This is a genomic window from Sphingopyxis sp., assembly GCF_965227415.1.
Lineage (GTDB): Bacteria > Pseudomonadota > Alphaproteobacteria > Sphingomonadales > Sphingomonadaceae > Sphingopyxis.
Genome location: NZ_OZ245749.1, coordinates 3,031,630 through 3,057,541, shown reverse-complemented (window position 1 = coordinate 3,057,541; position 25,912 = coordinate 3,031,630). Strand labels below are relative to the sequence as shown.

Sequence of the window (25,912 nt, the reverse complement as noted above, 5' to 3'; positions counted from 1 at the left end):
CTTGACGAATTTTAAATGATCATTTAATCGGGGTTTAAATACTCGTTTAAACCGAGTCAATCGCCTTGACGGGAGAGCATCATGAATTTTGAATCCGGCTTTCGCATGCTCATCGATGGGGCGCTGGTAGACAGCGAGGCGCGGATCGATGTCGTCAATCCCGCGACCGGCCGCAGCTTCGCATCGGCGCCAGACTGTGGCGACGCCGATCTTGAGCGCGCCGTCGGAGCGGGCCGCCGCGCTTTCGCCGGCTGGCGCGGACAGCCGATCGAAGAGCGGCAGGCGAGTTTGCGACGGGCCGGTGATCTGCTTGCAACGCATGCCGAAGATCTCGCGCGCCTGTTCACCCGCGAACAGGGGCGGCCCTATGCCGGCGCCTTGTCCGAAATTCAGCTCGCGGTCTCATGGCTGCACGCTTATGCCGAGATGGCGCCGCCGGTGCATATCGTCGACAAGGGCGACGGGCAGCGCGTCGAGACCCATTATGTGCCGCTCGGCGTCGTCTGCGCGATCTCGCCGTGGAACTTCCCCGTCAGTCTATCGGTGTGGAAGATCGCTCCGGCGCTCCTCGCGGGCAATTGCATCGTCCTGAAGCCTTCGCCTTTCACGCCGCTCTGCGTGCTCAAGATCGGCGAGCTGCTGAAGGATGCTTTTCCGCCGGGCGTTCTCAACATCGTTTCAGGGGGCGACGATCTTGGCCCGCGGATGACGGCGCATCCCGGTTTTGCCAAAATCTCCTTCACCGGCTCGACCGAGACCGGCAAGCGCGTCATGGAAAGCGCCGCGAAGGACTTGAAGCGGCTGACGCTCGAGCTCGGCGGCAACGACGCCGCAATCATTCTTCCCGATGTCGATATCGAGAAAGTTGCGCACAAGATTTTCTTCGGCGCCTTCTTCAACAGCGCCCAGATCTGCATCGCGACCAAGCGGCTCTATGTCCACGACAGTATCTATGATGCGCTGCGTGACCGCCTCGCAGCGCTCGCGCAAAGTACCACGCTCGGCGACGGCAGCGAACCGGGAACGGTGCTTGGCCCGCTGCAGAACCGCCGGCAGTTCGAGCGGGTGACCGCGCTCATCGCCGACGCGAAGGCCGATGGGCTGACTTTGATCGAGGGACCTGCGGGGCCGGCAGGCGACGGCTATTTCATCCCGGTGACGATCGTCGACAATCCGCCCGAGGATGCGCGGGTCGTCCAGGAGGAAGCCTTCGGCCCGGTCCTCCCGATGATGCGCTATACCGACCTCGATGAGGTGATCGGCCGCGCCAATGCTAGCGACTATGGACTGGCCGGTGCGGTGTGGTCGAGCGACATCGAAGCGGCGGTGGCCGTGGCGCGGCGACTCGAAACCGGCACCGTCTGGATAAATCACAATCTTTCGCTGCGCGCCGACACGCCCTTCGCCGGGCGCAAACAAAGCGGATTCGGCGTCGAAAATGGGGTCGATGGCCTGCTCGAATATATGGCGCCGCAAAGCATCTATGTCCCCGCAAGAAAATCCTCGTGATCGCATCGCCGATAGCGCCGACTGTTCGCGGCGGATCGCGGTCCCGACGACGGTCGTGAACGGCCGCATCGCGGGGGCGGCGATCGCGGGGCCGCCGGCTCCTGCTATGTGCATCCGGGCACCTCGCGGCGGAGCCGAAGCGACCGGGACGGTGGGCGGTCGCCGCCGCATGGCTGATCACCCATCGCGTGCGGACCCAGATGGCTGAGAAGATTGCCGTCGACGCAGCGCTTGCCCTGATCGGCGCGCATGTCGCGCCGCTCGCGAGTGATCGCATTCGCATCGACGCCGATGCCGTCGGATATTTTCTGGCCGAAGATGTCGCAGCAGCGGCCGATAACCCGCGCTTCGACTGCTCGGCGATGGATGGCTATGCGCTGGGCAGCCGCGACACGCGCGCAGCGCGCCCAAGCAAACCGGTGCTGCTGGGCCTCGCCGCGCCGATCCCCGCCGAAGGGCCGGCCGGGATATTGCGCCGTGGCCTCGCAGCGCCGGTTAGCACCGGGAGCGCGGTGCCCGAGGGCGCTGATGCGATCCTCCCTCGCGAAGAGGGGCGCCTCGACGGCGGCGCCTTGCTGATAACCGAGACAATTGCCGCCGGGCGCAATGTCCGCACGCGCGGCGAGGACGGCGAGAAGGGTGCGCTGCTCCTGTCCGCTGGCCAGCGCCTTTCCCCCGAGGCAATCGGCGCCTTGCTCGCCTTTGGGGTAGCGAGCGCGGACGTGCGGCGGCGTCCGCAGCTGGTCCTTATCCCGACCGGCTCCGAGCTCGCGCCGGCCGAGACAGCCGGCGATGCCGCGCGGCTCGATGTCAACGGCCCGATGATCGGCGGACTGTGCCGTTCGCTCGGCCTTACCTGTGACGTATATGATGCGGTGTCGGACAATGTGGCTTCGATCGAAACGGCGCTGACACACGCGAGCGCCTCGCCCGCCGACATGATCATAACCAGCGGCGGCGTCTCGGCTGGCGATCACGACCTTGTCCGCCGCATCCTCGACGCGCGGGGCGCCCAAGTCATTTTCCACGGGATTGCCATGCGCCCGGGCAAACCCCTGCTTTTCGCTCTGTTGCCCTGCGGCCGGCCCTTCTTCGGGCTGCCTGGCAATCCGGTCGCTGCGCTGGTGGGGTTTCGCTTCTTCGTTCTGGCAGCTATCCGCCGACTGATGGGCTTGCCGCCCGAGCGCTCGGCCGCAGTCCCGCCGCCTACGTCGGCGCGGCGCGGCACGACGCTTTTCCTTCGCGCGAGCCGGGACGCAAACGGCGTGCCGTTACTGGCAAGCGAGCAGCGCTCGCACATGCTTCGATCGCTTCTCGATACCGACTGCTGGATTCGGCTCGACGCGAGCGAGGCCGGAGGAGATGCATCGCTCTTCGCCATGCCGCCCACCTTGACATAGTGCGGTCCCCGGGGTTGCGACCGCGTGCAAAGCCTCGCCCGAGCGCTGAATGGGGTGCGTTTTCGCTTTACAAAGTGGTTTCCCCCCGCGTCCAATCGACGAAAGATAGATCTGGGAGAAGCAGAATGCAGCGGATATCGGCAAGTGACGCGGTTTTCCTCGATCTGGAAACGCCCAATGCGCCATTGATCATCGGCGGCCTGTTCCTGCTCGATCCCGAAACGGCGCCCGGTTCTTTTGTTCGCCATCGCGACATTCTCGATTATGTTGAATCCCGCTTGCACCTTGCCCCCAATTTGCGCCGCAAGCTGGTCTATCATCCGCTCGGCCTCGACGAACCGCGGCTGATCGACGATCCCGATTTCGACGTCGAATTTCACGTTCGCCACCTCGCGCTCCCCAAACCGCGCGACCTCAGGCAGCTCAAGATATTGACCTCGCGGTTGATCTCGCGTCCGATGGACATGCACCGGCCGCTTTGGGAAATGTATGTTATCGAGGGCCTTGAGAATCTGGAGGGGGTATCCAGCGACGCTTTTGCAATGCTGTTCAAGATGCACCATGCGACATTTGACGGGAAAGCGGGTGGGGCCGCGCTCTGGGCCTTCATGCAAGACACCCCGGAGTTCGAGCCCTTGCCGCCCGAAAAACGCTGGGTCCCCGAGCGGCGCCCCGACCTGTTGGGATGGACCCTGTCATCGATCCAGGAAAGCGCGCAGCAATGGATCTCGAACGTCAAGGCGCTGCCCTCGATCGGCAAGGGGCTAGCGTCGGGGATTCATTCGACCTCGGGAACGCTGACTGAAAAGCCAGACAAACTGCTAGCACCCAAGACGCGTTTCCAGCAGCGCGTTTCGACGCACCGGGTGTGGGACTTCGTCCGCTTCGAGATGACGGATGTGAAAGCTCTACGCCTCGCGCTCGGCAAGCCCAAGATGAACGATCTTTTGCTCACCGTCATCGGCGGAGCGCTGCGGCAATATCTTCTCCATCATGACGAGCTCCCCGATAAGGCACTGCAGGTTTTTTGCCCGATCAATGTGCGCGGAGCCGGTGACCCGAACGAGGGCGGGAATTTCGTGTCTGGAATGCGGGTCGCGCTCGGGACGGATATCGACAACCCTATCGAGCGGCTGACCAAAATCGCCGCGGGGTCGCAGCAGGGCAAGGCGCAGGCCGAAGCGCTTGGCGGAGACTTCATGGGCGACTTGCTATCGCTTACCCCTTATCCTTTGCGGTCTCGTATGATGCGCAGCGTGATGGGATTTCCTGAACGCTTCAATGTCGACGCGCCGGCGGTTATCAATACCGTCGTTACCAATGCCCCGAACCCGCCCGGCGGCCATTATTTCACGGGGGCCAAGGTGCTCGCCTATGCCGGCTTCGGACCGGTCAATGATTTCATCGGCCTGTTCCACACGATTACCGGAATGGATTTCGAGGTCACCATCTCGGTGACCTCGTGCCGCGAGATATTGCGCGACATCGGATTCTACATGACGTGCATCGAGACGAGCTTTGCCGACCTGCAGCGGGCTGCGGCCGACCTGCCTGCCCCGAAAAAGGCATGATCTTGTCAAGACCTCCGACTGGCGGAGAAGATATGTCGGAGGAATGCGCTGACTGACGCCGATAACCTTGGCGGACCAGGTTTGCGAGAGTGTCGGACGATCGGCGCACTCCTGATCGGCCGATGACAACCGCTGGTGATCCTGACCTGATTTGTTCTTCGCGAGATCGCACGGTGTGGGGCCGCCATCATCTGGGCATTGCGGCGCGCACCTGTCAGCCCGAAATTGCCGGCGGGTTCGGCTCGGCCGGGCGCCACGCATAACGTCAGCGCCGTCGCCGTTCGATCGCGAAGCCCCGGTCAGTGGCTATGAATCGCTCGATCATCGAGACAGCAATCTTCGCGAGCGGCACCGGCTCGGCAAGTCCAGTCGCCTCCGCATGCACCGCGGCATAGTCGATCAGCTCGCGATGGAGCGCCCCCGGCAGTTCGATCGTCAGCTTGTCAGCTGCTACGACCGACATGAGGCGCCAAGCAGACAGTCTTGCAAACTTGTCCGGGTGGAGACTCTATGGAGACAGCAATCCCTTCTCGCGCGGCACGTGCCGCACCCATCATTATGATTTACATGGCCTTTCAGGAATTCTCGCCGCAATGCGCGGATTCCGGACCAAAACCTTGTTGCCAAATCAGCTGGTGACAGCGCGCTTTTGAGGCGAATCTCGATCGCACCATCAGAAAGTTTTGGAAAGAATGTCGTACAAACGACGATGGAGCGGGCGAAGGGATTCGAACCCTCGACCCCAACCTTGGCAACTTGCCGTTCTACCTTTTCGATACCTTCCGATATTACGCTATCTCACTATTTTTGCACAATTTATTGAAAACCCATTCGACCTAATGTATCCTGCGGTCGTCCCCTTTTTCCGCGAATTTGGAGACACATTGGAGACACGGACGATTTCCGAGGCTGTGTCTCCAACAGGAGGTGCGCATGCCAATAGTGAAGCTGACCAAGCGGGCCATAGACGCCCTCGTTCCGCCAAAAGCGAAACAAGTCATTCTGTGGGATACCGAGGTGAAGGGCTTCGGTCTTCGGATCATGGCGTCGGGTATCAAGACCTTTGTCGTCCAGTATCGAAATTCCGAGGGCATCAAGCGTCGTATGAACCTCGGACGATTTGGCGTGCTGACTGTCGACCGGGCTCGCGATCTCGCGAAACTGAAACTGGCTGAGGTCATTGTTGGAGAAGATCCCGCCGACAAGGTCCGCCAAGTTCGCAAGGGTATGACGGTTTCCGAGATGTGCAGCTGGTATCTCGAAGAGGCTCGGGCCGGGAACATTCTCGGCCGCAAGAATGTCCCCATCAAAACATCGTCGCTCGATCTGGATGAGAGCCGTATCCGCACGCATATCGGCCCACTGATCGGCAACCGCATCGTCAAGCATCTGACAATTGCGATCGTCGAGCAGATGCAGACCGACGTAAAGAACGGCAAGACTGCAAAGCCCCGGACGGGAGGCCGTGGCGGAAAGGCAACCGGTGGGCCTGGCGTCGCGGGTCGCTGCGTCGGCACGCTCCAGGCGATCCTCGGCCATGCCAAGCATAAGGGCCTGCTCGAAACCCATCCGACGCTTGGCGCCAAGAAACTCGCCGGAAAGAAAAGAACCCGGCGCCTGAGCGCCGCCGAGATCGAGATGCTCGGAAAGGCAATCGCCTATGCCGAAGCTGGCGGGGAAAACCCGATCGCCCTTGGCGTGTTGCGCACATTGCTCCTGACCGGCTATCGCCGTCAGGAAGGCCAAGCGATGCACCGCAGCTGGCTGCACTCCGATCGCGGCTATGTCATGTTTCCCGATACCAAGGGCGGCGCGCAAATTCGTGCGATTGGGCCCGCCGCAATCCGTGTGCTCGAAGCGCAGGCGGAGATTGCCGGCAACCCGCACTTGTTTCCATCGGCGATTGGCGAAGGCCCGTTTACCGCGGTCAGCGGTTGCCTGAAGCGGGTATGCGGCCTGGCGGGGATCAAAGGTGTCACGCCGCATACGCTTCGTCACACGTTTGGAAGTGTTGCCGGCGACCTCGGATTTTCAGAACTCACAATTCGCGCCATGCTGGGCCATGCCTCGCAGAATGTGACGCAAGACTATGTCCATATCGACGAAGCACTAAAGCTGGCGGTGGAGCGGACATCCAGTGAGATCGAACGATTGCTGGCACGCGGCGCCGAGAAACAGCAGACGATGCAACTAGCTGCCTAGGTCAATCATGACACGTCTGGTTTGAAACCGGGGAAAGTGGAAGATCGACTTCGGCGATAGGCGGCGTCCTTCTCGGCGCAAATCATGAGAGACGGACGTTCGCCTTTCGGCGATCACCGCATCGCTCACAGCAGTCGCTGCCACCAACCGACATCGTGCCAGGCATCAAATTTTCGTCCGACTTCACGATAGATGCCCACCAGCTCGAAGCCTATAGATTCGTGGAGCCCGATACTTGCCTCATTTGGCAGCGCGATGCCGGCAAAAGCGGCGTGATAGCCCAAGCTTGCTGCTGCCGGGAGCAGACGAGAATATAGGGAGCGCGCTATGCCGCTTCGTTGTGCGCCAGGCGCCACATAGACTGTCACGTCGACAGATGTCCGATATGCCGCGCGGGTCCTGTGCTCGGAGGCGTAGGCGTAACCGACAACCCGCCCGTCCACTTCGGCCACGAGGTAGGGATAGTGCGGCACTATGGCGGCTATGCGCCGTTCAACTTCCATGATGTCGGGCGGCACCTCCTCGAACGAGATCGTCGTGCCGGCTACGTAAGGTGCGTAAATTGCCTGAACTGCCGGTGCGTCCTCCATGACGATTTGACGAACATCCATGTTTTCACCGTTTCAGAATAGGAGATTGGACAGATTGGCCTGCCACCTCCGGGCAATCAAGGCCTCACGTCCGGCGCCGTGTTGGCGGCGCTACAGCAAAGCAGCTGCCATGCATATGCATCGTATTTTTCCGATGGGTCTTGACGCACATATACCTATCGGATAATCCCGATGTATGAACACCGACACCGCCCTTGCCGCGCTCGCGGCGCTTTCACACCCCACCCGGCTCGAGGCCTTCCGCTTGTTGGTCCAACATGAGCCCGAAGGGCTGTCGACGGGCCAACTTGTCGATGCCTCGGGACTGACCCAGAGCACATTCTCCACTCATCTTGCGGTTCTTGCCAAAGCCGGGCTGGTCAAATCAGAGAAGCGCGGACGCCAGTTTATTCAGCGCGCCGAGATCGACGCACTCAAGGGCCTGATGCTCTTCCTCGCCAAGGACTGCTGTCAAGGGCGGCCTGAGCTGTGCGAGCCGTTGCTCGCCGAACTCGCCTGCTGCTGACGGGAACCCGATCATGACCGACATCATCATCTATCATAATCCCGACTGCGGAACGTCGCGCAATACGCTCGCCATGATCCGCAACGCGGGCATCGAGCCCCATGTCATCGAATATCTGAAGACGCCGCCTTCGCTTGCGATGCTGGAACAGCTGATCGAGCGGGCGGGGATACGCCCGCGCGCCCTCCTCCGCGAAAAAGGAACACCATTCGCGGACCTCGGCCTCGGCGACGAGATCCTCGACGATGACGCCCTTGTCGACGCGATGATGGCGCATCCGATCCTCATCAACCGGCCGCTCGTCGTCTCGCCGCTCGGCGTGAAGCTCTGCCGTCCGTCGGAAGAGGTGCTCGACCTTATCCCGGCGCGACAGCGCGGCGCCTTTGCCAAGGAAGACGGCGAACAGGTGGTCGACGACGGCGGCAATCGCCTCGGCGCCTGAGGAAAGAAACGATGACGCAATCGAAGCGCGAACGCCTGTCGTTCCTCGACCGCTACCTGACCTTGTGGATATTCCTCGCGATGGCCCTGGGCGTGTTGCTCGGCTCGACCTTCGCCGGACTTCCCGCGGCGATCGACAGTCTGTCCTGGGGTTCGACCAACATCCCGATTGCGATCGGCCTCATCCTGATGATGTATCCGCCGCTGGCGCGCGTGCGATACGAAGAACTGCCGCGGGTGTTCGAGGACAAGCGCGTCCTCGCAATCTCGCTGATCCAGAACTGGATCATCGGCCCGGTGCTGATGTTCGCGCTCGCCGTGATCTTCCTGTCCGACAAGCCCGAGTATATGACGGGCCTGATCCTGATCGGCCTCGCGCGCTGCATCGCGATGGTGATCGTCTGGAACCAGCTCGCGAAGGGAGACAATCAATATGTCGCGGCGCTCGTCGCCTTCAACTCGATCTTCCAGATCCTCTTCTTCAGCGTCAATGCGTGGTTCTTCCTGACCATCCTGCCGCCGCTCTTCGGGCTCGAAAGCAGTGTCATTGACGTCAGCTTCTGGACCGTGGCCGAGGCGGTGCTGATCTATCTCGGCATCCCGTTCGTCGCCGGCTTCCTGACCCGCAAGATACTGGCCGGCGCCAAGGGCAACGACTGGTACGAGACGCGCTTCCTGCCGAAGATCGCGCCGATCACCCTCGTCGCGCTGCTCTTCACGATCGTCGCGATGTTCAGCCTCAAGGGAAGCGAGATCGTGACCATTCCGGGCGATGTCGTGCGGATCGCGATCCCGCTGACCATCTATTTCGTGGTCCAGTTCGTCATCAGCTTCTGGATGGGCAAGCTCATCGAAGCCGATTATCCGCGCACGACCGCAGTCGCCTTCACCGCCGCGGGCAATAATTTCGAACTCGCGATCGCCGTCGCCATCGCCGCGTTTGGCCTTGCATCCCCCGTTGCTTTTGCAGCGGTCATCGGCCCGCTGGTCGAAGTGCCTGTGCTGATCCTGCTGGTCCATGTCGCCTTCTGGTTCGGCAGGCGCTGGTTTCCCGCCTCCACTCCCGCGAAAGACTGACCATCATGTCCGCCACGACTTTCTCCCGTCTCCGGAGGCTCGCTGACCCCGACCATTTTCCGGCGCTGAGCCCCGAATATATCCGGTCGCAGCCGGGCCTTGGCCTTGGCCCGCTCGATCCGGCGCCGCGCATCCTCCTGCTCTACGGTAGCTTGCGCGAACGCTCCTTTTCGCGTCTCGTCGTCGAGGAGACCGCGCGCCTGCTCCAGCTGTTCGGCTGCGAGACGCGCATCTTCGACCCGTCGGACCTGCCGCTTCCCGACCTGATCGCCGACGACGATCATCCGGCGGTCGAAGAACTGCGCCAGCATTCGCTCTGGTCCGAAGGCCAGGTCTGGTGCAGCCCCGAGCGTCACGGGCAGATCACCGGCATCATGAAAGCACAGGTCGACCATCTGCCTCTTGCTTATAAGGGCCTCCGTCCGACGCAAGGACGCACGCTTGCCGTGATGCAGGTCTCGGCCGGATCGCAATCGTTCAACAGCGTCAACACGCTGCGCATTCTCGGCCGCTGGATGCGAATGATCACGATTCCCAACCAGTCTAGCGTCGCGAAGTCCTATGCTGAGTTCGACGAAGCCGGCCGCATGCTTCCGTCGAGCTATTATGACCGCATCGTCGATGTTGCCGAGGAGCTGGTGCGATTCACCGTGCTTACGCGCGGCCATGCCGACCAGCTCGTCGATCGCTATTCGGAGCGCAAGGACCGCAACGAGCCTGTCATCACGCCTGCCGAGATGGCGGGTTTACCGGGAACATGATATTTTTTCCTTCGCCGGTTCAGCCGCTTGGAATTTCCCCGCACCAACCTGTATAGACGGGTTATGGATTTCAGCCCTCGCACAGCCGGAAGCGGTTCAAACAATTCAAAAGGGTCAGCCGGTTCCCGGCCAGGCGGAGCCGAGGACAAGGACAAGGACAATCGCGCGGCGCCACGCTATGCGGCAATCAAGCAAAGCATTTGCGACGCCGTTCGGGACGGCCACTTAAAGCCCGGCGACCGTGTTCCTTCGGAAGCTGAACTGGTGCAACAGTTCGACGTATCGCGCATGACCGCGAACCGAGCCCTCCGCGAGCTGCAGGCTGCGGGCATATTGGTTCGCCGCGCCGGGAGCGGGTCGTTTATTGCGGAGCCGAAACCGATCGGCCAGATTATCGAAATCCGAAATATTGCGGAAGAAATACGCGAGCGCGGTCATGTTTATCGTGCCCGTGTCGTGCAGAATGACGAGATCCGGGCCAATGCCGACATGGCGGCTCTTCTGGAAGTGCCGGTCGGGACGAAATTGTTCCACTCGATCATCGTCCACCACGAAGCGGAATTCCCGATCCAGCTCGAAGAGCGCTTTGTGCTCGCGTCGGCCGCCCCCGACTATGGAAAGATGGACTTCACGCAGACGACGCCGAACGAATATCTGACACAAACCGCGCCGCTCGAACGGGTCGAGCACCGCGTCCGCGCGGAGATGCCCGATGCGCGAACGCACGGCATGCTGGGGCTGTCGAATGGTGAACCGGTGCTGCGGATGACGCGGAGAACATGGAGCCACTCACGCCTAGTCAGCCACGCCTGGCTCACGCATCCCGGCTCGCGCTTCGAACTCTCGGCCGCCTTTTCGATCGACGATTGACGGCCGCTGGTCAGGCTGTGCTGCGGGTCACTACAGGCTTGCGGCGCCGGCGCAACCAGCGGAAATCGGCGCGGCTGAAGCTTTTGAAGAGCAGATAGAAGCCGGTCCCGGAAAGCCATAGCGCGCCAAAGGCGACGAAGATGATCAGCGGGTGATTGAAGCTCTTCCGGTTTACATAATCCATATTGTGGAGCATCCAGAAAAAGTCCCACGTCCGCCAGGTATCGCCGCGCATCACGAGGAAGCGCGCGGTGTCGAGCGAGACATAGGCGCTGCTGTTCTCGGCATCGGCAAAGTCGACGCGCCACATCGCCCCGTCATGATCGCGCGCTTCAAGGTTTGGCCTGGCGAGTATGCTGACCTTCTGGATCGGCGCCTCGTTCATCATCGACGCGACCTCGCGCGCCATGTCCTCATCAACGCGCATGTCCTTACCGGTGGTGGCATCGACGAGGCGGGTGCCCTTGGTAGTACGAAGTTCATAGACCGGCCGAGCGCCGAGATCGCGCAAGAGAACTCCCGTGACAGGTTCGCCCCGCGGCAAGGCAGCGATGTCGAAATACTCGCCAGCAGGCAGGGGATGCGCATGCGACATGCCGCCGCCGTGGCCGCCAACCTTGTCTTTGTCGAGAAGCGCCATGACTGAGCCGCTCAAGGCCCAGAGCAGGAACTGGAGTCCGAGGATAAGCCCGACCCATTTGTGGATGCGGCGGAAAAAGAGCGGCGTCAGCCGGATGCGTTTCATGCCGTCTTCTTCTTTCGGCGCTTGAAGGACCAGATCAGCAGCCACGCGCCCGTCAGCGCCATGGCAAAGGCGCTCCAGGTCGCGACGCGGAGCAGCGGGTTGTTGACGTCGGTCCGTTCGTCATAATCCATGATGTGGAGCATCCACGCGAAGTCGAAGACGCGCCACAGGGCGTGGCGGCGCGAGATGAGTTCGCCCGTCTGCGGCGACAGATAGAGCGTCGGACGGTTCCAGCCTTCGAACTCGACTTGCCAATAGGGCGGCTTGCGCGACTGCATTTCCTGCGGCGCCTTCGCAAGCAGCTGCACCGAAACGATCTTGCCCTCGCCCGTATAGATGCGCCGCGCCTGCTCGCGGACCTGGGACTCGGTCAGGGCAGGCAGCGGCGCACCTGAGCGGGCATCGAACAGTTTCGCGCCTTCCGGCGTCTCGGCTCGCCATACCGGGGACCCGAAAAATCGCTGCAAGCGGATTTCCGAAACGCCGGGTGCGGCCGCAACGATTCGCGAGGGTGGCGCAAGGCCGGCAAGGTCGATAACTTCGGTCGCCGGCGCGCGCACCAGATGGTCGCCATGTATGGTGTCGATATGGACAACCACCATATAAAAGCCCGTCAGCGTCCAGAGCAAAGCCTGGACACCGACCACCAGGGCCAACCATTTATGCGTTCGCCGTACAAGCAACGGCCAGCGGATAGCCATGACGATAGCCTCAGAATGCCGTCCGGAAGCCGACGTAGAATCGCCGCCCGAGCAGATCGTAGGTCATGGTGTCGGTGTTCGCATCGGTAAAGCTCTGGATATAAGGCGCCTTACGATCAAACAGATTGTCAACGCCAACCTGGAAGCGGGTTTTCTCGTCGATCTCAAAAGCGACCTGGAGATTGTGATAGAAGACGTTGGGCGTGCTGTAGCCGATTTCTCCCGGTGACGCATTGAAGTCGGTCGCCTTGCCGATCCATTGGGTCGACCAGGTCGCACTGATGCCATCTTTTTCGGCAGTCAGCACGCCATAGCCGCGCCACTTGGAATAACCGCCGTTGCCACCGCCAATGAATCCATCGAAATTGATCGGCGCACCGCCCGGAAAGGGCAGAACGACATATTTGTTGAGATAGGTCAGGTTGACGTCGAGCGAGATATTCACCCCGCCGATATCATTGTTGTAGACGAGGCCGAGGTCGAGGCCGTTCATCTCCTCCCGCCCGGTGTTGATCGGCTGCGCCGACAGGAAGGTGACTTCTCCGGTCAGTGGGCTGCGCGTGAAATCGTCGCAGAAGGGATGCGACAGGTTGGTGCTGGCATAGCAGATGGCGAGCTTCGTCGAACCGGGGATCGCGCGGATGGCATCCTTGATCTTGATGTCGAACCAGTCGGCGGTGAGCGACAGGCCAGGGATAAGGCCCTTGGGCGAGACGACCGTCCCCACCGTCCAGGTCGTCGAGCTTTCGGGCTGAAGATTCTCGTTGCCGCCAACAGTCGTCAGGATCGTCGTGCCGAGCTGAACATAATTCGCCGGGACGCCCGATGCCTGGCAATTGGCGATCAGCCCTGCATTGCCGCTTGTCGAATAACGCGAGCAGGGGTCGGTCGTCGTCAGATTGCCTTCGGACACGCCGCCGAACAGTTCGGGGACATTCGGGATGCGAAAGCCGGTGCCGTAGGTGCCGCGGAGGCGGACGCTGTCGTTGATGACCCAGTCGAGGCTTGCCTTATAGTTCCAGTCGCTGCCGAAGAGGTCGTAGTTTGAATAGCGGACCGCGCCGCCCGCTGTCAGCGCTTGGAAAAAGGGCGTATCGGCCAGGATCGGCACCGACAGCTCGAGATAGGCTTCCTTTGCGATGCTCGTCCCCGAGATCGGGCTTTGCTGGTTGGTGTTGGCAATGCCGAGCACCGTCAGCGGATCGGGATCGCGCCAGCCCTTTTCCTTGCGATAGACGACACCGGCCGCGAAAGAGACGGGCCCGGCGGGCAGCTTGAACAGATCGCCGTTGAGGTCGGCGGTGACCGTTGCGAGCTCGTTGCCGCCGCGATCGCGCGACGTGAAGAGGATATAGTCAAGCACCTGCGGAGTCAGGTCGCCAAACCCGAGATAGTCGCCGCACGGAATAGCCGCGCCAGGCGCCGGGCTACAAACACCGGTATTGATCGTGTTCCGGACGCGTTCAAGATTGGCGATGTTGGTGGACCCATCGACCGCGGTGTTGCGTCCGAAGGCGCCCGCGACTTCCCAGCCCCAGTCATTCGACAGCTTGCCGCGCAGGCCGAAGGTGCCCTGCCAGGTGTCGGTTTCCTGAAAGAATTGCCGCGGCCCCGGCTCGGCGAGACGCCGCTGGATGAGGACGATGTTCTGCCCGGTCGGATTGGTCGGGTTGCTCGCCGCGATCGACAGATTGCGCAGCGTGCCCGGCGTCGCAATCTGGTTCGACTTGCGGAAGGTATAAAGGAATTCGCCGAACGCCTCGATATTGTCGGTCAGGTCATAGTCAGCGAAGAAGGCCGTGCTGACACGTTCGACCGGGCTAACCGCGTTGAGGAATGGGTTCGAGTTGAAATTATGCTTCGCCGCGCTGTAGGGCTCGAAAAAGTTGCCGTTGCCGCCGAGGACCTGGTTGAAATTGATCTGCTGGCCGTTCGGCAGCACCGCGCGGCCGCCGATCGTCGAGGCGCTGTTGACGCAGCCAAGTGTGCCAGGGGTGGTTTCCGCCAGCGAGCAAGGTGCGCGGGTCGCCATGTTGACTGCGCTAGTCTTCTGGTAGGTCACCGCAGCCATGAAGCCGCCGCGGTCGTTGCGGATGCCCCAGATCAGGTCCGCGGTGAAATCCGATCCGTCGCCCTTTTCGGTGATGCCCTGGCGAACGCTGAGGCCGAGACCTTCATAGTCGGTCCGCGTCACGAGGTTGACAACGCCCGCCATCGCGTCGGCGCCATAGATCGCGGAGGCGCCGTCCTTGAGCACATCGGTACGCGCGAGCGCGACGACCGGGATCATGTTGAGGTCGGGTGACGAGTTCGCGCCGGTTCCGCCCGCGACGAGGCGACGACCGTTGAGCAACACGAGCGTCCGCTTGATGCCGAGACCGCGCAGGTTGACCTGCGCGGTGCCATAGCCGTTGTTCGCCCAATAGGCCGAGGTCTGGTTGCCCGCAAAGCCGGCGTTGGCGGGCAGGCGCTGCAGCACCGTCTCGATATTCACCAGACCGGTGTTCTCGATCTGCTCGGCCGAAACGACCGTGGCGGGACCGACACCGGCCAGATCCTGACGCCGGATACGCGAGCCGGTTACGACGATATCGCTCCCCGCATCGCTGGCCTCCGCGGCGGGCCTGGGGGCCTCTCCTTCCTGCGCGAAGACCGGCGTTGCGATAGTGGAGACCACCGCGGCGCTCGCGAGCAATGATTTTTTGATCGACATGCGAAACCCCCTTTTGGTTACGTGATGAACCGCAGAGAGCATCAAATGTATATACAGGTCAATAGAAATTATTGCCTAACTTCAATAAGTTAGCTTCATTTCGCTTGGTCGCATCGGATATGCTTTTTACGCACGCCAAAGACCTACCCCTCATGCCCAAGACATTTTTTTCCTGTGGAGCGAGCCCGCACCTGCGGCGCGTAGTCATATCTCAAATTCTGGTAATTAAATTACAGCAACTCTCGCTTGCTGGCCGTCCCGCGCCGCGGCTGTTGCGAACGATTCCTGACGGACGCGCGAATCGCCGGAGACCGGACTACTCATGCTGATGGCCATTTCGAATGGTTCACGCTGGCCCGAGGCGCTGCGCACAAGCCCCCGCGCCCCCGGCAGCGGCGCGGGAGAGGAGATACCACCGGTCGGAGCAGCGGCCGCGTCAGCCGTGGCGCGACGTTAGGTGCGAAATTCAGAAATCTTGCCGTCGCCGCCGAATGCCATCACGTCGAATGCGTCCGCACTGCCATCGGGCATTTCCATGCCCGGAGAGCCGCGCGGCATACCGGGCACGGCAATTCCGCGAATGTCGCGTGGTTTGTCCTGGAGGAGTCTCGCGATATGCCGCATCGGCACATGACCCTCGATTGCGTAGCCACCGATGAGGGCCGTGTGGCACGACGCCAGCTGGTCAGGCACGCCAAGTCGCACCTTGACCGCAGCCATGTCCGCGCGGTTCTCGACGGTCACCTGATAACCGGCTTTGCGTGCGATATCCGCCCACGCTTCGCAGCATCCGCATTCGGGATCGCGATAGACGAGCATCTGCCTGCTTTTCGTCGCATTGGCGACCGGCGTGCGCGCGTTGCCATTCTTCTCTTCCGCTGCCGTTGGCCGCGAGGAAGAATTGCAGCCCGCAAGCATCATCCCCGACCCGGCCGCAACCAAGCCAAAAAGATGGCGCCGGGTGATCGGACTTTTCATGTCATTTCCTCGCGAGAATCGACTTCATCTGTTCGATTTCGGCCGCCTGCCCCGCGATGATGTCGCTGCAGAGCCGTCGTAGTTCAGCATCCTTGAGCGAAGCCTGTTCGCACATGAGAATGGCGCCCGAATGATGCGGGATCATCGAACGCAAGAAGGCGGTGTCGCCGATCGTCGTCTGCGTCCGGATGAGCGCGAAGCTTCCGAAGAAGGCGAGCGCCGATCCGAGCAGCAGGACCATGTTGAGACGCCTCGACGGAAACATGCCCGGCATTGCGACGATCATCAGCACGACCATCGGTGCGACCATCATCAGCGTCATGTAGAGCATGTTGAGATTGTTGTAGAAGCTCGAGAGGCGGTCGATCATGACGAACATCACCAGATACATGATGATGCCGCTGACGATCGTCTGCAGCGCGAGGCTGCGATAGGCTGGTTTCATGGCATTTCTCCTCGACGTCCTGCCACCCCGCAAAACTTCTAGAACCAGGCCCGCACCCCCATCACGAAGCTGACGCCGCTCGGATCCTCGCCCGCGGCCCGCGCGAAGCGCGCTGTGTCGCCGACCTTGCGCGCCCATTCGACGCCGACATAAGGCGCGAACTCCTTAACCACCTCGTAGCGGAGGCGAAGCCCGAGCTCGACGTCGGAGAGGCCCGAGCCGACGCCGGTCTCGGGCACGTCCTGCAGGGCGAAATTGACTTCCGCCATCGGCTGAAGGATCAGCTTCTGGGTGAGGCGCTGGTCGTAATAGCCTTCGAGCCGGGCGAGCAAGTCGCCCTTGTTCGAAAGGAAGAGTGCGCCCTCGACTTCGAACCAATAGGGCGCGAGTCCCTCAAAACCAATGGTCGCATAGGTTCGGTCGGGGCCCGGTCCGAAGTCCTGCCGGATCCCGGCCTGCGCGTTGAAATAGGGCCCGATCGCCCGGCTGTAGAGCGCCTGCACTTCGCTGCTCTCGATACCCTCGCCGAACACGCCTTCGCCCTCGCTTTTGACGGTGAGCCGGTTGATGTCGCCGCCGTACCAGGCCTCGCCGTCCCAGCGGAAACCATCGCGGCCTTTGCGCGCCTGATATTCGGCGAGATTGAAGCTGACGAAGGCGATGGTCTGCGCCCCATTTTCCTTCATCATCTCGTGACGCGAATGCTCCATTTCGCCCTTGGGATAAATGCGATCGGCATACCAGTCTGCGGGCGGCGCGGGCGCGACCGCGTCGCCCGGCGGCAGGTCCGTGCCGCTGGCGCTGCTCGCCGCTGCCATGCCTTCCATTCCCGCCATGGGCTCCGCAGCCTTCGGTGTGCAATGGCCCATTTGGGCATGTTCGGGGGGACAGTCGGGATCCGTCGGCGGCGCAGTGTCTTGATCCATCGCACCCATATCCGCAGCGTCCTTGCCCAAAGCCTCCGCCTCGGGCGTACAATGGCCCATTGCCGCATGTTCGGGCGCGCACGTCGAGGCCGCGGGCTCGCTGTCCATCCCCGGCATATCGCCATGGTCCATCGGCTCCATCGACCCGTCTGCGGCCGTATCGGTTGCAGGCGGCGCACCCGGCTCCGGCGTTGGCGAGGGAGCGGGCGTCGCGGTGGGTGCCGCGCCGTGCATCGAATGATCCATCGACTGGGCCGCGGCGGGAACAGCAAAAGCGAGCGGCGCGATGCCCGCAAGGAGGAGCGCGATCCGGGTCATTCGCCGTCTCCCTTCGGGCGGACGCTGACGACGCGCATCATTCCGGCGTGCATATGGTAGAGGAGATGGCAGTGGAATGCCCAGTCGCCGAGCGCGTCGGCGGTGAAGTCGAAGCTTGCGGTGCCGCCCGGCTGGACGAGCACGGTATGCTTGCGCGGCGAGCGGTCGCCCTTGCCTGTAACCAGTTCGAAGAAATGCCCGTGCAGGTGAATGGGATGGCTCATCATCGAATCGTTGATGAGGTTGATCCGCACCCGTTCGCCTTCGATGAACGGGATCGGCTCGTGATAATCTGACATCTTCACGCCGTCGAACGACCACATGAAGCGTTCCATGTTGCCGGTGAGGTGGATGTCGAGCGAGCGCGAGGCGGCGCGCACATCGGGGTTGCGCTCGAGCGCGACCAGATCGTGGTAGGTCAGCACCTTGTGTCCGACGTCCTCAAGCCCCTGTCCCGGCTCGCCCATCCGGTCGACCGGCATCGGCGAGATCGTCTGAACACCCGGATCGCGCTTGACCTGCGGCGCGACATTGAAGTCGCGCATGCTGTGCTGCATGGCGCCACCCGAACCATGATCCATTCCTGCCATCGCGCCGGCTTCGCCTGCCGGCGTGCAATGACCCATCTTGGCATGTTCCGGCGAACAGGAAGGGTCGCTCGCGGGCATAGGCATCGCGCCCATATTGCTTCCACCCGAATGGTCCATTCCCGCCATCGCGCCGCCCGACATGTCCATGTCGCCCATGCCCATGTCCTTCATCGTCGCGAGCGGCCGTTCGCGCAGCGGCGGAACCTCGGCGATCATGCCGACGCGCGGCGCAAGCGTCGCGCGGCCCATCCCCGACCGGTCGTTGGCCTCGGCGACGAGCGTGTAGGCGTGGTCCTCGACGGGGGTCACGATCACATCGTAGGTTTCCGCGACGGCGATCTGGAACTCGTCAATCTCGGTCGGCACGACATTGAGCCCGTCGGCCTGCACCACCGTCATCCTGAGGCCCGGAATACGGACATTGAAGATCGTCATCGCCGAGGCATTGATGATCCGCAGGCGCACGCGTTCGCCCGGATTGAAAAGCGCGGTCCAGTTGTCGCGCGGGCCGTGGCCGTTGACGAGGAAGGTGTAAGTGGAGCCGTTGACGTCGGCGACGTCGGTCGGGTCCATCCGCATCTTGCCCCAATCGATGCGCTCCGCAAGTGATTGATCCTTGCCGGCCATGAGGCCAGATAAGGTCTGGCGTTGCATATTGAAATGGCCAGGATTGACCTTGAGTTTGCGGAAAATCGCTTCGGGCGAGATCTGGCTATGGTCGGACAGGACCACGACATGCTCGCGGTCGTACCCGATCGGATCAGCGCCGGCGGGATCGATGACGATCGGCCCATAATGGCCGAGCTGCTCCTGAAGCCCTGAATGGCTGTGATACCAATAGGTGCCCGACTGAACGACGGGAAATTCGTAGACGAAAGTCGATCGCGGCTTGATGCCGGGAAAGCTCACGCCGGGTACGCCGTCCATCTGGAACGGCAGGATCAGGCCATGCCAGTGGATCGAGCTATCCTCGTCGAGGTCGTTGACGACGGTGAGCTTCGCCGTCTGCCCTTCCTTGAGGCGCACCAGCGGCGCCGGGACCGTGCCGTTGATGCCGATGGCGCGGCTCAGCTTGCCGTCGATTCGCATCGTCTGCCGAGCGATGCGCAGAGTGATGTCGTTGCCCGAAACGGTTGGAACGGGCGCGGTGATCCCGGTCGATCCCGACTGGGCCCAAGCGGGGAACCATGCAGCCATCGCGGCCGCCGCTCCGCCGCCCAATGCCCCGTTTACAAATCGACGCCTGTCTATCTGCATTATTCATCCCGACCGTTACTGATTGTTCCTAAAGCCATACGCATCCGCGGCGGTCACCCCTCACCCAAAATGCCTGAATAGACCGAGCGCCGTTCGAGACGGCAAGGCACGAGGTCACTCCGGAACCTGGTTACTCGATTCAGCCAGCAGGCCTCTCAACCGCATCCGGGCGCGATAGAGACGGGTTTCGACGGTTTTCTCGCTCACATTGAGCATGGCTGCCGCTTCGGCCTGGCTCACATCATCCATGCCGCGCAAGAGCAGGACCTCCCGCAGATTTTGCGGCAACTGCGCGATCGCGCCGCGAACGCGGGCGAGCTCCAGCCGGTCGCTCGCCTCCATGTCGGGCGAGGGTATATCGCTGGCGACATGATGCGCGCTCTCGAGGGGCAGGGCGCGCGAAAAGAAGGCGCGCACCTTGCGACGGCGCGCCCAATCGCGGCACTTGTTAATCGCGATGCGGGCAATCCAGATACGGAAGGGACGGTCGCCATCATAGCGGCTCAGCGCGGAAAAGCCGGCCAGGAAGGTTTCCTGTGTCAGATCGAGCGCCTCGTCGGGGTCCCCGACGTGTTTGACAATCAGTCGATAGACCGGCGCCTTGTACCGGCTCAGCAATTCACGATAGGCATCGTCGCGCCCGGCGCGGGCATAGGCAGCGAGATCCTGGTCGCTAGCGTGCGAAAGGCCAGGGTTCACCGCGCATCGGCGGTCAGCGCCTTGACCACGCTTTCGTCGAACATTTCCGCCTGGTCGCGATCGAGGACCGCTCGCATGGCGAAAAGATGGACGAGCGTTTCCTTCTGCAGCGTCCCCATGACGTCATGCGTATGATCGATGGCCTCGGTCACCCGGGGGCCATAGCCCTGCTCGGCCTTGATCGCCTCCGCAAGCCGAACATTGGAAGCGCGCATCTCGAGTTCGAGTGCGCGGCGGCGGCCGGCGAAGTCAGCCTCGATCCGGTCGATTTTCGCATCCTGGGCCGGGGTCAGATCGAGTTGATCGTGGAGGAGCGTATGCAGTTCAGTTTCATTCGCCTTGGGAGCATCGGTCGCCAGCCGGCCGACGAACACGCCGACGATCGCCGCAGCGAAGGCGATAAGGCCCACGAGAAGCAGACGCCGCGAAGACATTGCTATTGCGATTCCAGCAGGGTCGAGGGCGCCAGCGCGCTTGCCGGCCCGAACGGGCTTAGGGGGCTTGCCGCAACGGCGGGTTCTGAAACCGCGCTTCCGGCAACGATTCCGCCGCCGAGCGACACAAAGGCAGCAAGCGCCATGAGACGGCGCGTCGCCATCGTTTCGCGCCGACGAACGGTCAGGGCGCCCATGACGCGATCGTCAAGCGCGTCCAGCCCGGCAGGCAGGCCGATCCGGTTGAAAATGTGCAGCTCTTCGTCCATCGACCCAACTCGCCAAAACTTGTTACATTGTTCATACGCGCGAACGACGACTACCCCTCACCCCACCGATATTCATGTGGATCGCATGAGGGTTAGGCCAGCCCATTGCGTATTAGCAGGACAGACACGCAAATGGAGGTCTTTATGTTCAAGTCCATTCTCCCCTCTACCGCAGCAGCTGTCGCGCTGCTTCTCGCACCGGTCGCGGCCGGCGCGCACACCAAGCTCGTCGGCTCGACGCCCGCTGCCAATTCGACCGTTTCGAAGGTGACCAAGATCGACCTGAAATTCAACGAAAAGGTCATTGCCTCGACGGTCAAGACCGAACTCGTCATGACGGGAATGCCGGGCATGGCCAATCACGCACCGATGAAGATTCCCTATTCGTCGATGATGGGCAAGGACGGCAAATCGATGATGCTCATGGTCAAACGCCCGTTGACCCCCGGAACCTATAAGGTGAAATGGTCGGCGGCGGGTGCCGACACGCACCGCATGGGCAGCGAGTTCAGCTTCACCGTAAAGTAGGGCGGTGGGCGATATCGTCCTGATCGGCATCAGGTTCGCGCTCTATGCGGACCTGATGCTCATCGCCGGCCTCGCAGCGTTCCCGCTATACGCGCTGACCCAAAGCGAGCGCCATGGGCCGGAGCCGATGGCCGCGATCTGGCGCGTGGAGCGATGGCTCTACGCCGCCGGACTGCTTCTCTCTCTCCTTGGGATGGGCGTGCTGGCAGCCTCAATGCAGGGCGTGGGGCTCATATCCCTGGAACTCCAGCCATTCTGGGACCTCGTGCGCGAAACCGATGTCGGGATGGCCTGGATAATCCGAAGTGCCGCACTTCTGCTCGCGCTGGCGGCGTCGATATGGATGACGCGCCGGCCGACGGCCACAGCCGTGACACTGGTCGCTGCGGGTTCTGTCGCCGTTGCAACGCTGGTCTGGTCGGGCCACGCGGGGGCGACCGAAGGCACCGCGGGCACCGTTCACAGGATAAGCGACGTAGCGCACATGGTCGCAGCGGCGGTCTGGATCGGCGCGATCGGCGCCTTTCATCTGCTGATCTCGCCGCGGCGTATCCGCGAGATACCTGACGGGCTGCGCCTCGCGGCGCGGAGCCTCGATCGATTTTCGCTCATTGGCACGATCTGCGTCCTCGTCATCGCCGGAACCGGCCTGATCAACAGCCAGATGATCGTTGGCACCGAGAATCTCGGCCGGTCTCTCGGCTCCCCCTATGGACAATTGCTCGTCGCCAAGCTCGTGCTGTTCGGACTGATGCTGGCGCTCGCTGCTGCCAACCGCTGGCGGCTTGCCCCCGCGCTCGCGGCCGCTGTTTCGGGAACCGAGAATGAAGGCATCGATGCCGACCCCGAACGGGCGCTTGCAGCTATGCGCAAAAGCCTGATTCTCGAAGCGCTGGCCGCGTTCGCCATCCTCGCGCTCGTGGCCTGGGTCGGCACGCTCGAACCCTTCGCCGGCACCGAACCGATTTGACCGGCCAGCCCCCGGGCCTGACGGCAGGGGCAAAGAAAATCCGAGGGATAACCGCTTTTCTCGCGTATCGATAGGAGCGGTTCCATTCTGGAACCGTCAGGAAGGACGCCATCGGCGAACTCGACCGGGAGCGTTCGGACGGCCCAGCCATCAGGCGGGCAACCGATATGTACGGGAGCGGCAACGATGCACGATCATCTGGACGCGGGCAAAGGCAGCGGGAGCACGACCGATCCGGTTTGCGGCATGACGGTCGACCCGGCGACCACGCCGCACAACGCGACGCACGGCGGCGAACATCATTATTTCTGCAGCGCAGGCTGCCTCGACAAATTCGAGGCCGATCCCGATCGCTATGCCGCAGAAGGCGAGGCGGTCGCAGCCGGTGCACCCGAGGGCGCCATCTGGACCTGCCCGATGCACCCCGAGATTCAGCGCCCCGGCCCCGGAAGCTGCCCGATCTGCGGCATGGCGCTGGAGCCGGTCATGCCGACCGCATCGGACGGCCCCAGCGATGAATATCGCGACATGCGGCGACGCTTCTGGATAGGGCTAATTCTCGCTCTTCCCGTGGTCGCGCTCGAAATGGGCGGCCATATGACCGGCCTCTACCAATATGTCGGTCGCCAGTCGGGCAACTGGATTCAGATGCTGCTCGCGACCCCCGTCGTGCTGTGGGCAGGTTGGCCCTTTTTCGAGCGCGCCTGGGTTTCGATCCGCAACAAGAGCCTCAACATGTTCACCCTCATCGCGATGGGAACGGGCGTCGCCTGGGGCTATAGTATGATCGCGGCGATCGCCCCGCACATCTTCCCAGCCGCCTTTCGTGCCGCCGACGGCTCGGTCGCAGTTTACTTCGAGGCCGCCGCGGTCATCACGGTGCTGGTGCTGCTCGGGCAGCTACTCGAACTCAGAGCCCGCGAGACGACGAGCGGTGCGATCCGTGCACTTCTCGACCTGACGCCGAAGCTCGCGAGGCGGGTCCGCGATGACGGGAGCGACGAGGAGATTGCGCTAGACGATGTCGCAGTTGGCGACACGCTCCGGATTCGGCCGGGCGAGAAGGTTCCGGTCGACGGGACCGTGCTCGAAGGGCGCGGCACGGTCGACGAGTCCATGGTCACAGGCGAGTCGATGCCGGTCACCAAGGATGTTGGCTCCGCTCTCATCGGCGGCACGATCAACCAGACCGGCGGCCTGCTCATGCGCAGCGAGAAGATCGGGCGCGACACGATGCTCGCCCGCATCGTTCAGATGGTGGCAGATGCGCAGCGTAGCCGCGCGCCGATCCAGCGTCTCGCAGATACCGTGTCGGGCTGGTTCGTGCCGGGCGTGATTGTCGTCGCGGTCATCGCCTTCCTGGTCTGGTCGTTTCTCGGCCCGGCGCCCGCCATGGCCTATGGCCTGATCGCCGCCGTTTCGGTGCTGATTATCGCCTGCCCTTGCGCGCTCGGGCTCGCGACGCCGATGTCGATCATGGTCGGCGTGGGCCGCGGCGCCGAAGTCGGCGTCCTGATCAAGAATGCCGAGGCGCTTGAGCGGATGGAAAAGATCGACACCCTCGTTGTCGACAAGACCGGGACGCTTACCGAGGGCAAGCCATCGGTCGTTGCTATCGAAGTCGCCGATGGCTTCGAAGAGCAGGATCTGCTCCGGATTGCCGCGAGCCTCGAGCGCAGCAGCGAGCATCCGTTGGCGGCGGCCATCGTCAAAGCAGCCGAAGACAGAGGCCTCGCGCTCGTCGAACCCTCGGGCGTCGACCAGCCGGTCGGCAAGGGCATCGTGGGGGTCGTCGATGACAAGGCGATCGTTCTGGGCAACGCAAGTTTTCTCGAAGAATATGACGTCGATTTGGGTGCGCTTGCCGAGGCGGCGGACCGGCTGCGCGCCGATGGTGCGACGGCGATCTATATTGCGGTCAACGGAAAAGCGGCCGGCGTCATCGCCATCGCTGATCCCGTAAAGGAGACGACAGGCGAGGCACTTGCGGCCCTACGCGGGGCAGGAATCAAGGTCATCATGCTGACCGGCGACAACCGCGTCACCGCCGAGGCGATCGCTCGGCGCCTTGGCATCGACGATGTGGAGGCCGATGTCCTTCCCGACCAGAAGAGCGCGGTCGTCCAGCGGCTGCGCGAGCAAGGCCGGATCGTCGCCATGGCGGGCGACGGCGTCAATGACGCCCCGGCGCTGGCGGCCGCCGACGTCGGCATCGCGATGGGCTCGGGAACCGATGTCGCGATTGAAAGCGCGGGCGTGACGTTGCTGCGCGGCGACCTTCTGGGCATTGTCCGGGCGCGGCAGCTCAGCCATGCGACGATGGCCAATATCCGCCAGAATCTCTTCTTCGCCTTCGCCTATAATGTCGCGGGCATTCCGGTGGCGGCGGGGGTGCTTTATCCGGTCTTCGGGCTGCTCCTGTCGCCGATCATCGCCGCCGCCGCGATGGCGCTCTCGTCGGTCAGCGTGATAGCCAATTCGCTGCGGCTGCGGTTCGTAAGAATCTGAACGAGACATCGCAACAGGCGCGGATCGCAGTCGCCCGGCGGAAAAAGAGAATGAAGACAAGAGGCACGGACGCCGCGTAACTGGACGTCGTTTCCCCGCGAATAGGGAGCAGCTATCCCGCCCCGATTCAAATTGACGAAAGCTGCTGCAAGGATCATGCATTTACCGTGAAACGCTGGCTCACCTTGATGCTGCTCGCAGGCGCGCTCCTTGGTCTCTTTGGCCAGGAGACGGCGTTCGCTATGGCAAGACCGGTCGTCGAAACGCCGCAACCCGCTGCCGCGTCGGCGATGAGCCCCGAGTGCGCCGAGATGATGGGCATCGAAACCTCGCAGTCCGATAAGCCCTGCAAGGGGATGACGCTCGACTGCATCGCCAAGATGGGCTGCGCTATTCCGCTGGCGGTCGTCGCGCCGGCGGCGCCGCTTGCCGTTGCCGACTACCAGCGCGAATTGACCGATCCGCTGGCCGTGCGGCGGCTGGTTGGACGCAGCTTCGGCCCCGAGCCCGAACCACCGCTAATCCTCGCTTGAACTGCATTTTGCGCGCCGGTCTGTTCCGACGCGCAATTCCGGGCTTTTCAATCGAGGAATTCACCATGAGAATGTTTTTTGCTGCCGCAGTCCTTGCGGCCACCGCTTTCGCAGCGCCGTCCTTCGCCCAGGAGAAGACCGGCGGCCATTATGAATGGCAGGAGCGCTATGTTCCCGGACCGAACAAGTCCAACATCAACCCGCGCACACGCGTCTGGATGAAGGACGCGGCTTCGCAGATGGCGCATTGCGACTGCGCGATGATGAAGTCCGATGCGGCCGACTGCATGAAGGCGATGTCCGGCAAGGCGACGATGCCCTCTGAAGGCTGATGGCTCCCGTCCCCGGCGA

General features: G+C 62.5%; 26 protein-coding genes. 14 read left to right on the top strand and 12 right to left on the bottom strand.

Annotated elements, in window-relative coordinates; genetic code table 11:
- The first annotated feature begins 81 nt into the window (after nucleotides 1-81).
- From ACO055_RS14965 to ACO055_RS14955, 3 genes are all read left to right on the top strand, one after another.
- Nucleotides 82-1,509 (top strand): aldehyde dehydrogenase family protein, encoded by a 1,428-nt coding sequence (locus ACO055_RS14965; RefSeq protein WP_422059631.1) that lies wholly within the window; start codon nucleotides 82-84, stop codon nucleotides 1,507-1,509.
- Nucleotides 1,510-1,709: 200 nt separating this feature from the next.
- On the top strand, nucleotides 1,710-2,909 hold the full coding sequence (locus ACO055_RS14960; protein ID WP_422059630.1) for a molybdopterin molybdotransferase MoeA: 1,200 nt from the start codon (nucleotides 1,710-1,712) through the stop codon (nucleotides 2,907-2,909).
- Nucleotides 2,910-2,923: 14 nt separating this feature from the next.
- Nucleotides 2,924-4,480: a wax ester/triacylglycerol synthase family O-acyltransferase gene (locus ACO055_RS14955; RefSeq protein WP_422059629.1), complete on the top strand. Its 1,557-nt coding sequence runs from the start codon at nucleotides 2,924-2,926 to the stop codon at nucleotides 4,478-4,480.
- A gap of 265 nt (nucleotides 4,481-4,745) precedes the next feature.
- Here the strand turns inward: ACO055_RS14955 and ACO055_RS14950 are convergent, their stop codons facing one another.
- Entirely contained in the window at nucleotides 4,746-4,943 is a 198-nt protein-coding gene (locus tag ACO055_RS14950) for a DUF2274 domain-containing protein (protein WP_422059628.1), read from the bottom strand.
- 470 nt (nucleotides 4,944-5,413) lie between these two features.
- Here ACO055_RS14950 and ACO055_RS14945 point away from each other — a divergent pair, with 470 nt between their 5' ends.
- Nucleotides 5,414-6,682 (top strand): site-specific integrase, encoded by a 1,269-nt coding sequence (locus ACO055_RS14945; protein ID WP_282949172.1) that lies wholly within the window; start codon nucleotides 5,414-5,416, stop codon nucleotides 6,680-6,682.
- Between the two features lie 125 nt (nucleotides 6,683-6,807).
- Here the strand turns inward: ACO055_RS14945 and ACO055_RS14940 are convergent, their stop codons facing one another.
- Nucleotides 6,808-7,293, bottom strand: coding sequence for an arsinothricin resistance N-acetyltransferase ArsN1 family B (locus tag ACO055_RS14940; protein ID WP_282949174.1), 486 nt, complete (start codon nucleotides 7,291-7,293; stop codon nucleotides 6,808-6,810).
- 175 nt (nucleotides 7,294-7,468) lie between these two features.
- On the opposite strand from ACO055_RS14940, the gene ACO055_RS14935 reads away from it, so the two are divergent.
- From ACO055_RS14935 to hutC, 5 genes are all read left to right on the top strand, one after another.
- Nucleotides 7,469-7,798 (top strand): ArsR/SmtB family transcription factor, encoded by a 330-nt coding sequence (locus tag ACO055_RS14935; protein ID WP_282949176.1) that lies wholly within the window; start codon nucleotides 7,469-7,471, stop codon nucleotides 7,796-7,798.
- A gap of 13 nt (nucleotides 7,799-7,811) precedes the next feature.
- On the top strand, nucleotides 7,812-8,240 hold the full coding sequence (gene arsC / locus ACO055_RS14930; protein ID WP_422059627.1) for an arsenate reductase (glutaredoxin): 429 nt from the start codon (nucleotides 7,812-7,814) through the stop codon (nucleotides 8,238-8,240).
- An 11-nt stretch (nucleotides 8,241-8,251) separates the two neighbouring features.
- On the top strand, nucleotides 8,252-9,316 hold the full coding sequence (gene arsB, locus ACO055_RS14925) for an ACR3 family arsenite efflux transporter (RefSeq protein WP_422059626.1): 1,065 nt from the start codon (nucleotides 8,252-8,254) through the stop codon (nucleotides 9,314-9,316).
- A 5-nt stretch (nucleotides 9,317-9,321) separates the two neighbouring features.
- The gene (arsH, locus tag ACO055_RS14920; protein WP_422059625.1) at nucleotides 9,322-10,077 is read left to right on the top strand and encodes an arsenical resistance protein ArsH; all 756 of its coding nucleotides are present in this window, start codon (nucleotides 9,322-9,324) and stop codon (nucleotides 10,075-10,077) included.
- A 63-nt stretch (nucleotides 10,078-10,140) separates the two neighbouring features.
- Nucleotides 10,141-10,947, top strand: a complete 807-nt coding sequence (hutC, locus tag ACO055_RS14915) for a histidine utilization repressor (protein WP_422059624.1) — start codon at nucleotides 10,141-10,143, stop codon at nucleotides 10,945-10,947.
- A gap of 10 nt (nucleotides 10,948-10,957) precedes the next feature.
- On the opposite strand, the gene ACO055_RS14910 is transcribed toward hutC, so the two are convergent.
- The 10 genes from ACO055_RS14910 to ACO055_RS14865 all read right to left on the bottom strand — a co-directional run bounded on the left by ACO055_RS14910 (nucleotide 10,958) and on the right by ACO055_RS14865 (nucleotide 21,022).
- Nucleotides 10,958-11,692 carry a hypothetical protein gene (locus tag ACO055_RS14910; RefSeq protein ID WP_422059623.1) on the bottom strand — a complete coding sequence of 245 codons (735 nt, stop codon included), beginning with the start codon at nucleotides 11,690-11,692 and terminating at the stop codon, nucleotides 10,958-10,960.
- On the bottom strand, nucleotides 11,689-12,393 hold the full coding sequence (locus ACO055_RS14905) for a PepSY domain-containing protein (protein WP_282949188.1): 705 nt from the start codon (nucleotides 12,391-12,393) through the stop codon (nucleotides 11,689-11,691). The genes ACO055_RS14910 and ACO055_RS14905 overlap by 4 nt, the downstream gene beginning before the upstream one ends.
- Nucleotides 12,394-12,403: 10 nt before the next feature.
- Nucleotides 12,404-15,106, bottom strand: coding sequence for a TonB-dependent receptor domain-containing protein (locus tag ACO055_RS14900; protein WP_422059622.1), 2,703 nt, complete (start codon nucleotides 15,104-15,106; stop codon nucleotides 12,404-12,406).
- Between the two features lie 453 nt (nucleotides 15,107-15,559).
- Nucleotides 15,560-16,027 carry a DUF411 domain-containing protein gene (locus tag ACO055_RS14895; RefSeq protein WP_422059621.1) on the bottom strand — a complete coding sequence of 156 codons (468 nt, stop codon included), beginning with the start codon at nucleotides 16,025-16,027 and terminating at the stop codon, nucleotides 15,560-15,562.
- Between the two features lie 58 nt (nucleotides 16,028-16,085).
- Nucleotides 16,086-16,529: a DUF305 domain-containing protein gene (locus tag ACO055_RS14890; protein ID WP_282949192.1), complete on the bottom strand. Its 444-nt coding sequence runs from the start codon at nucleotides 16,527-16,529 to the stop codon at nucleotides 16,086-16,088.
- A gap of 38 nt (nucleotides 16,530-16,567) precedes the next feature.
- Nucleotides 16,568-17,773, bottom strand: coding sequence for a copper resistance protein B (locus ACO055_RS14885; protein WP_422059620.1), 1,206 nt, complete (start codon nucleotides 17,771-17,773; stop codon nucleotides 16,568-16,570).
- Nucleotides 17,770-19,620: a copper resistance system multicopper oxidase gene (locus tag ACO055_RS14880; RefSeq protein ID WP_282949194.1), complete on the bottom strand. Its 1,851-nt coding sequence runs from the start codon at nucleotides 19,618-19,620 to the stop codon at nucleotides 17,770-17,772. Before ACO055_RS14880 ends, ACO055_RS14885 begins: the two co-directional genes overlap by 4 nt.
- Nucleotides 19,621-19,734: 114 nt before the next feature.
- Complete coding sequence (locus ACO055_RS14875) at nucleotides 19,735-20,319, bottom strand: RNA polymerase sigma factor (RefSeq protein WP_282949195.1); 585 nt, start codon at nucleotides 20,317-20,319, stop codon at nucleotides 19,735-19,737.
- Complete coding sequence (locus ACO055_RS14870) at nucleotides 20,316-20,729, bottom strand: periplasmic heavy metal sensor (RefSeq protein ID WP_422059619.1); 414 nt, start codon at nucleotides 20,727-20,729, stop codon at nucleotides 20,316-20,318. Before ACO055_RS14870 ends, ACO055_RS14875 begins: the two co-directional genes overlap by 4 nt.
- A 26-nt stretch (nucleotides 20,730-20,755) precedes the next feature.
- The gene (locus tag ACO055_RS14865; protein WP_282949197.1) at nucleotides 20,756-21,022 is read right to left on the bottom strand and encodes a hypothetical protein; all 267 of its coding nucleotides are present in this window, start codon (nucleotides 21,020-21,022) and stop codon (nucleotides 20,756-20,758) included.
- A 144-nt stretch (nucleotides 21,023-21,166) separates the two neighbouring features.
- Here ACO055_RS14865 and copC point away from each other — a divergent pair, with 144 nt between their 5' ends.
- The 5 genes from copC (at nucleotide 21,167) to ACO055_RS14840 (ending at nucleotide 25,893) form a co-directional block, all read left to right on the top strand.
- Complete coding sequence (gene copC, locus ACO055_RS14860) at nucleotides 21,167-21,550, top strand: copper homeostasis periplasmic binding protein CopC (protein WP_282949198.1); 384 nt, start codon at nucleotides 21,167-21,169, stop codon at nucleotides 21,548-21,550.
- Between the two features lie 4 nt (nucleotides 21,551-21,554).
- Nucleotides 21,555-22,520 carry a copper homeostasis membrane protein CopD gene (copD, locus tag ACO055_RS14855; protein ID WP_422059618.1) on the top strand — a complete coding sequence of 322 codons (966 nt, stop codon included), beginning with the start codon at nucleotides 21,555-21,557 and terminating at the stop codon, nucleotides 22,518-22,520.
- 186 nt (nucleotides 22,521-22,706) lie between these two features.
- Entirely contained in the window at nucleotides 22,707-25,028 is a 2,322-nt protein-coding gene (locus ACO055_RS14850; protein WP_282949200.1) for a heavy metal translocating P-type ATPase, read from the top strand.
- 167 nt (nucleotides 25,029-25,195) lie between these two features.
- Complete coding sequence (locus tag ACO055_RS14845) at nucleotides 25,196-25,561, top strand: hypothetical protein (protein ID WP_282949201.1); 366 nt, start codon at nucleotides 25,196-25,198, stop codon at nucleotides 25,559-25,561.
- A gap of 65 nt (nucleotides 25,562-25,626) precedes the next feature.
- Nucleotides 25,627-25,893 (top strand): hypothetical protein, encoded by a 267-nt coding sequence (locus ACO055_RS14840; protein WP_422059617.1) that lies wholly within the window; start codon nucleotides 25,627-25,629, stop codon nucleotides 25,891-25,893.
- Nucleotides 25,894-25,912: the final 19 nt, after the last annotated feature.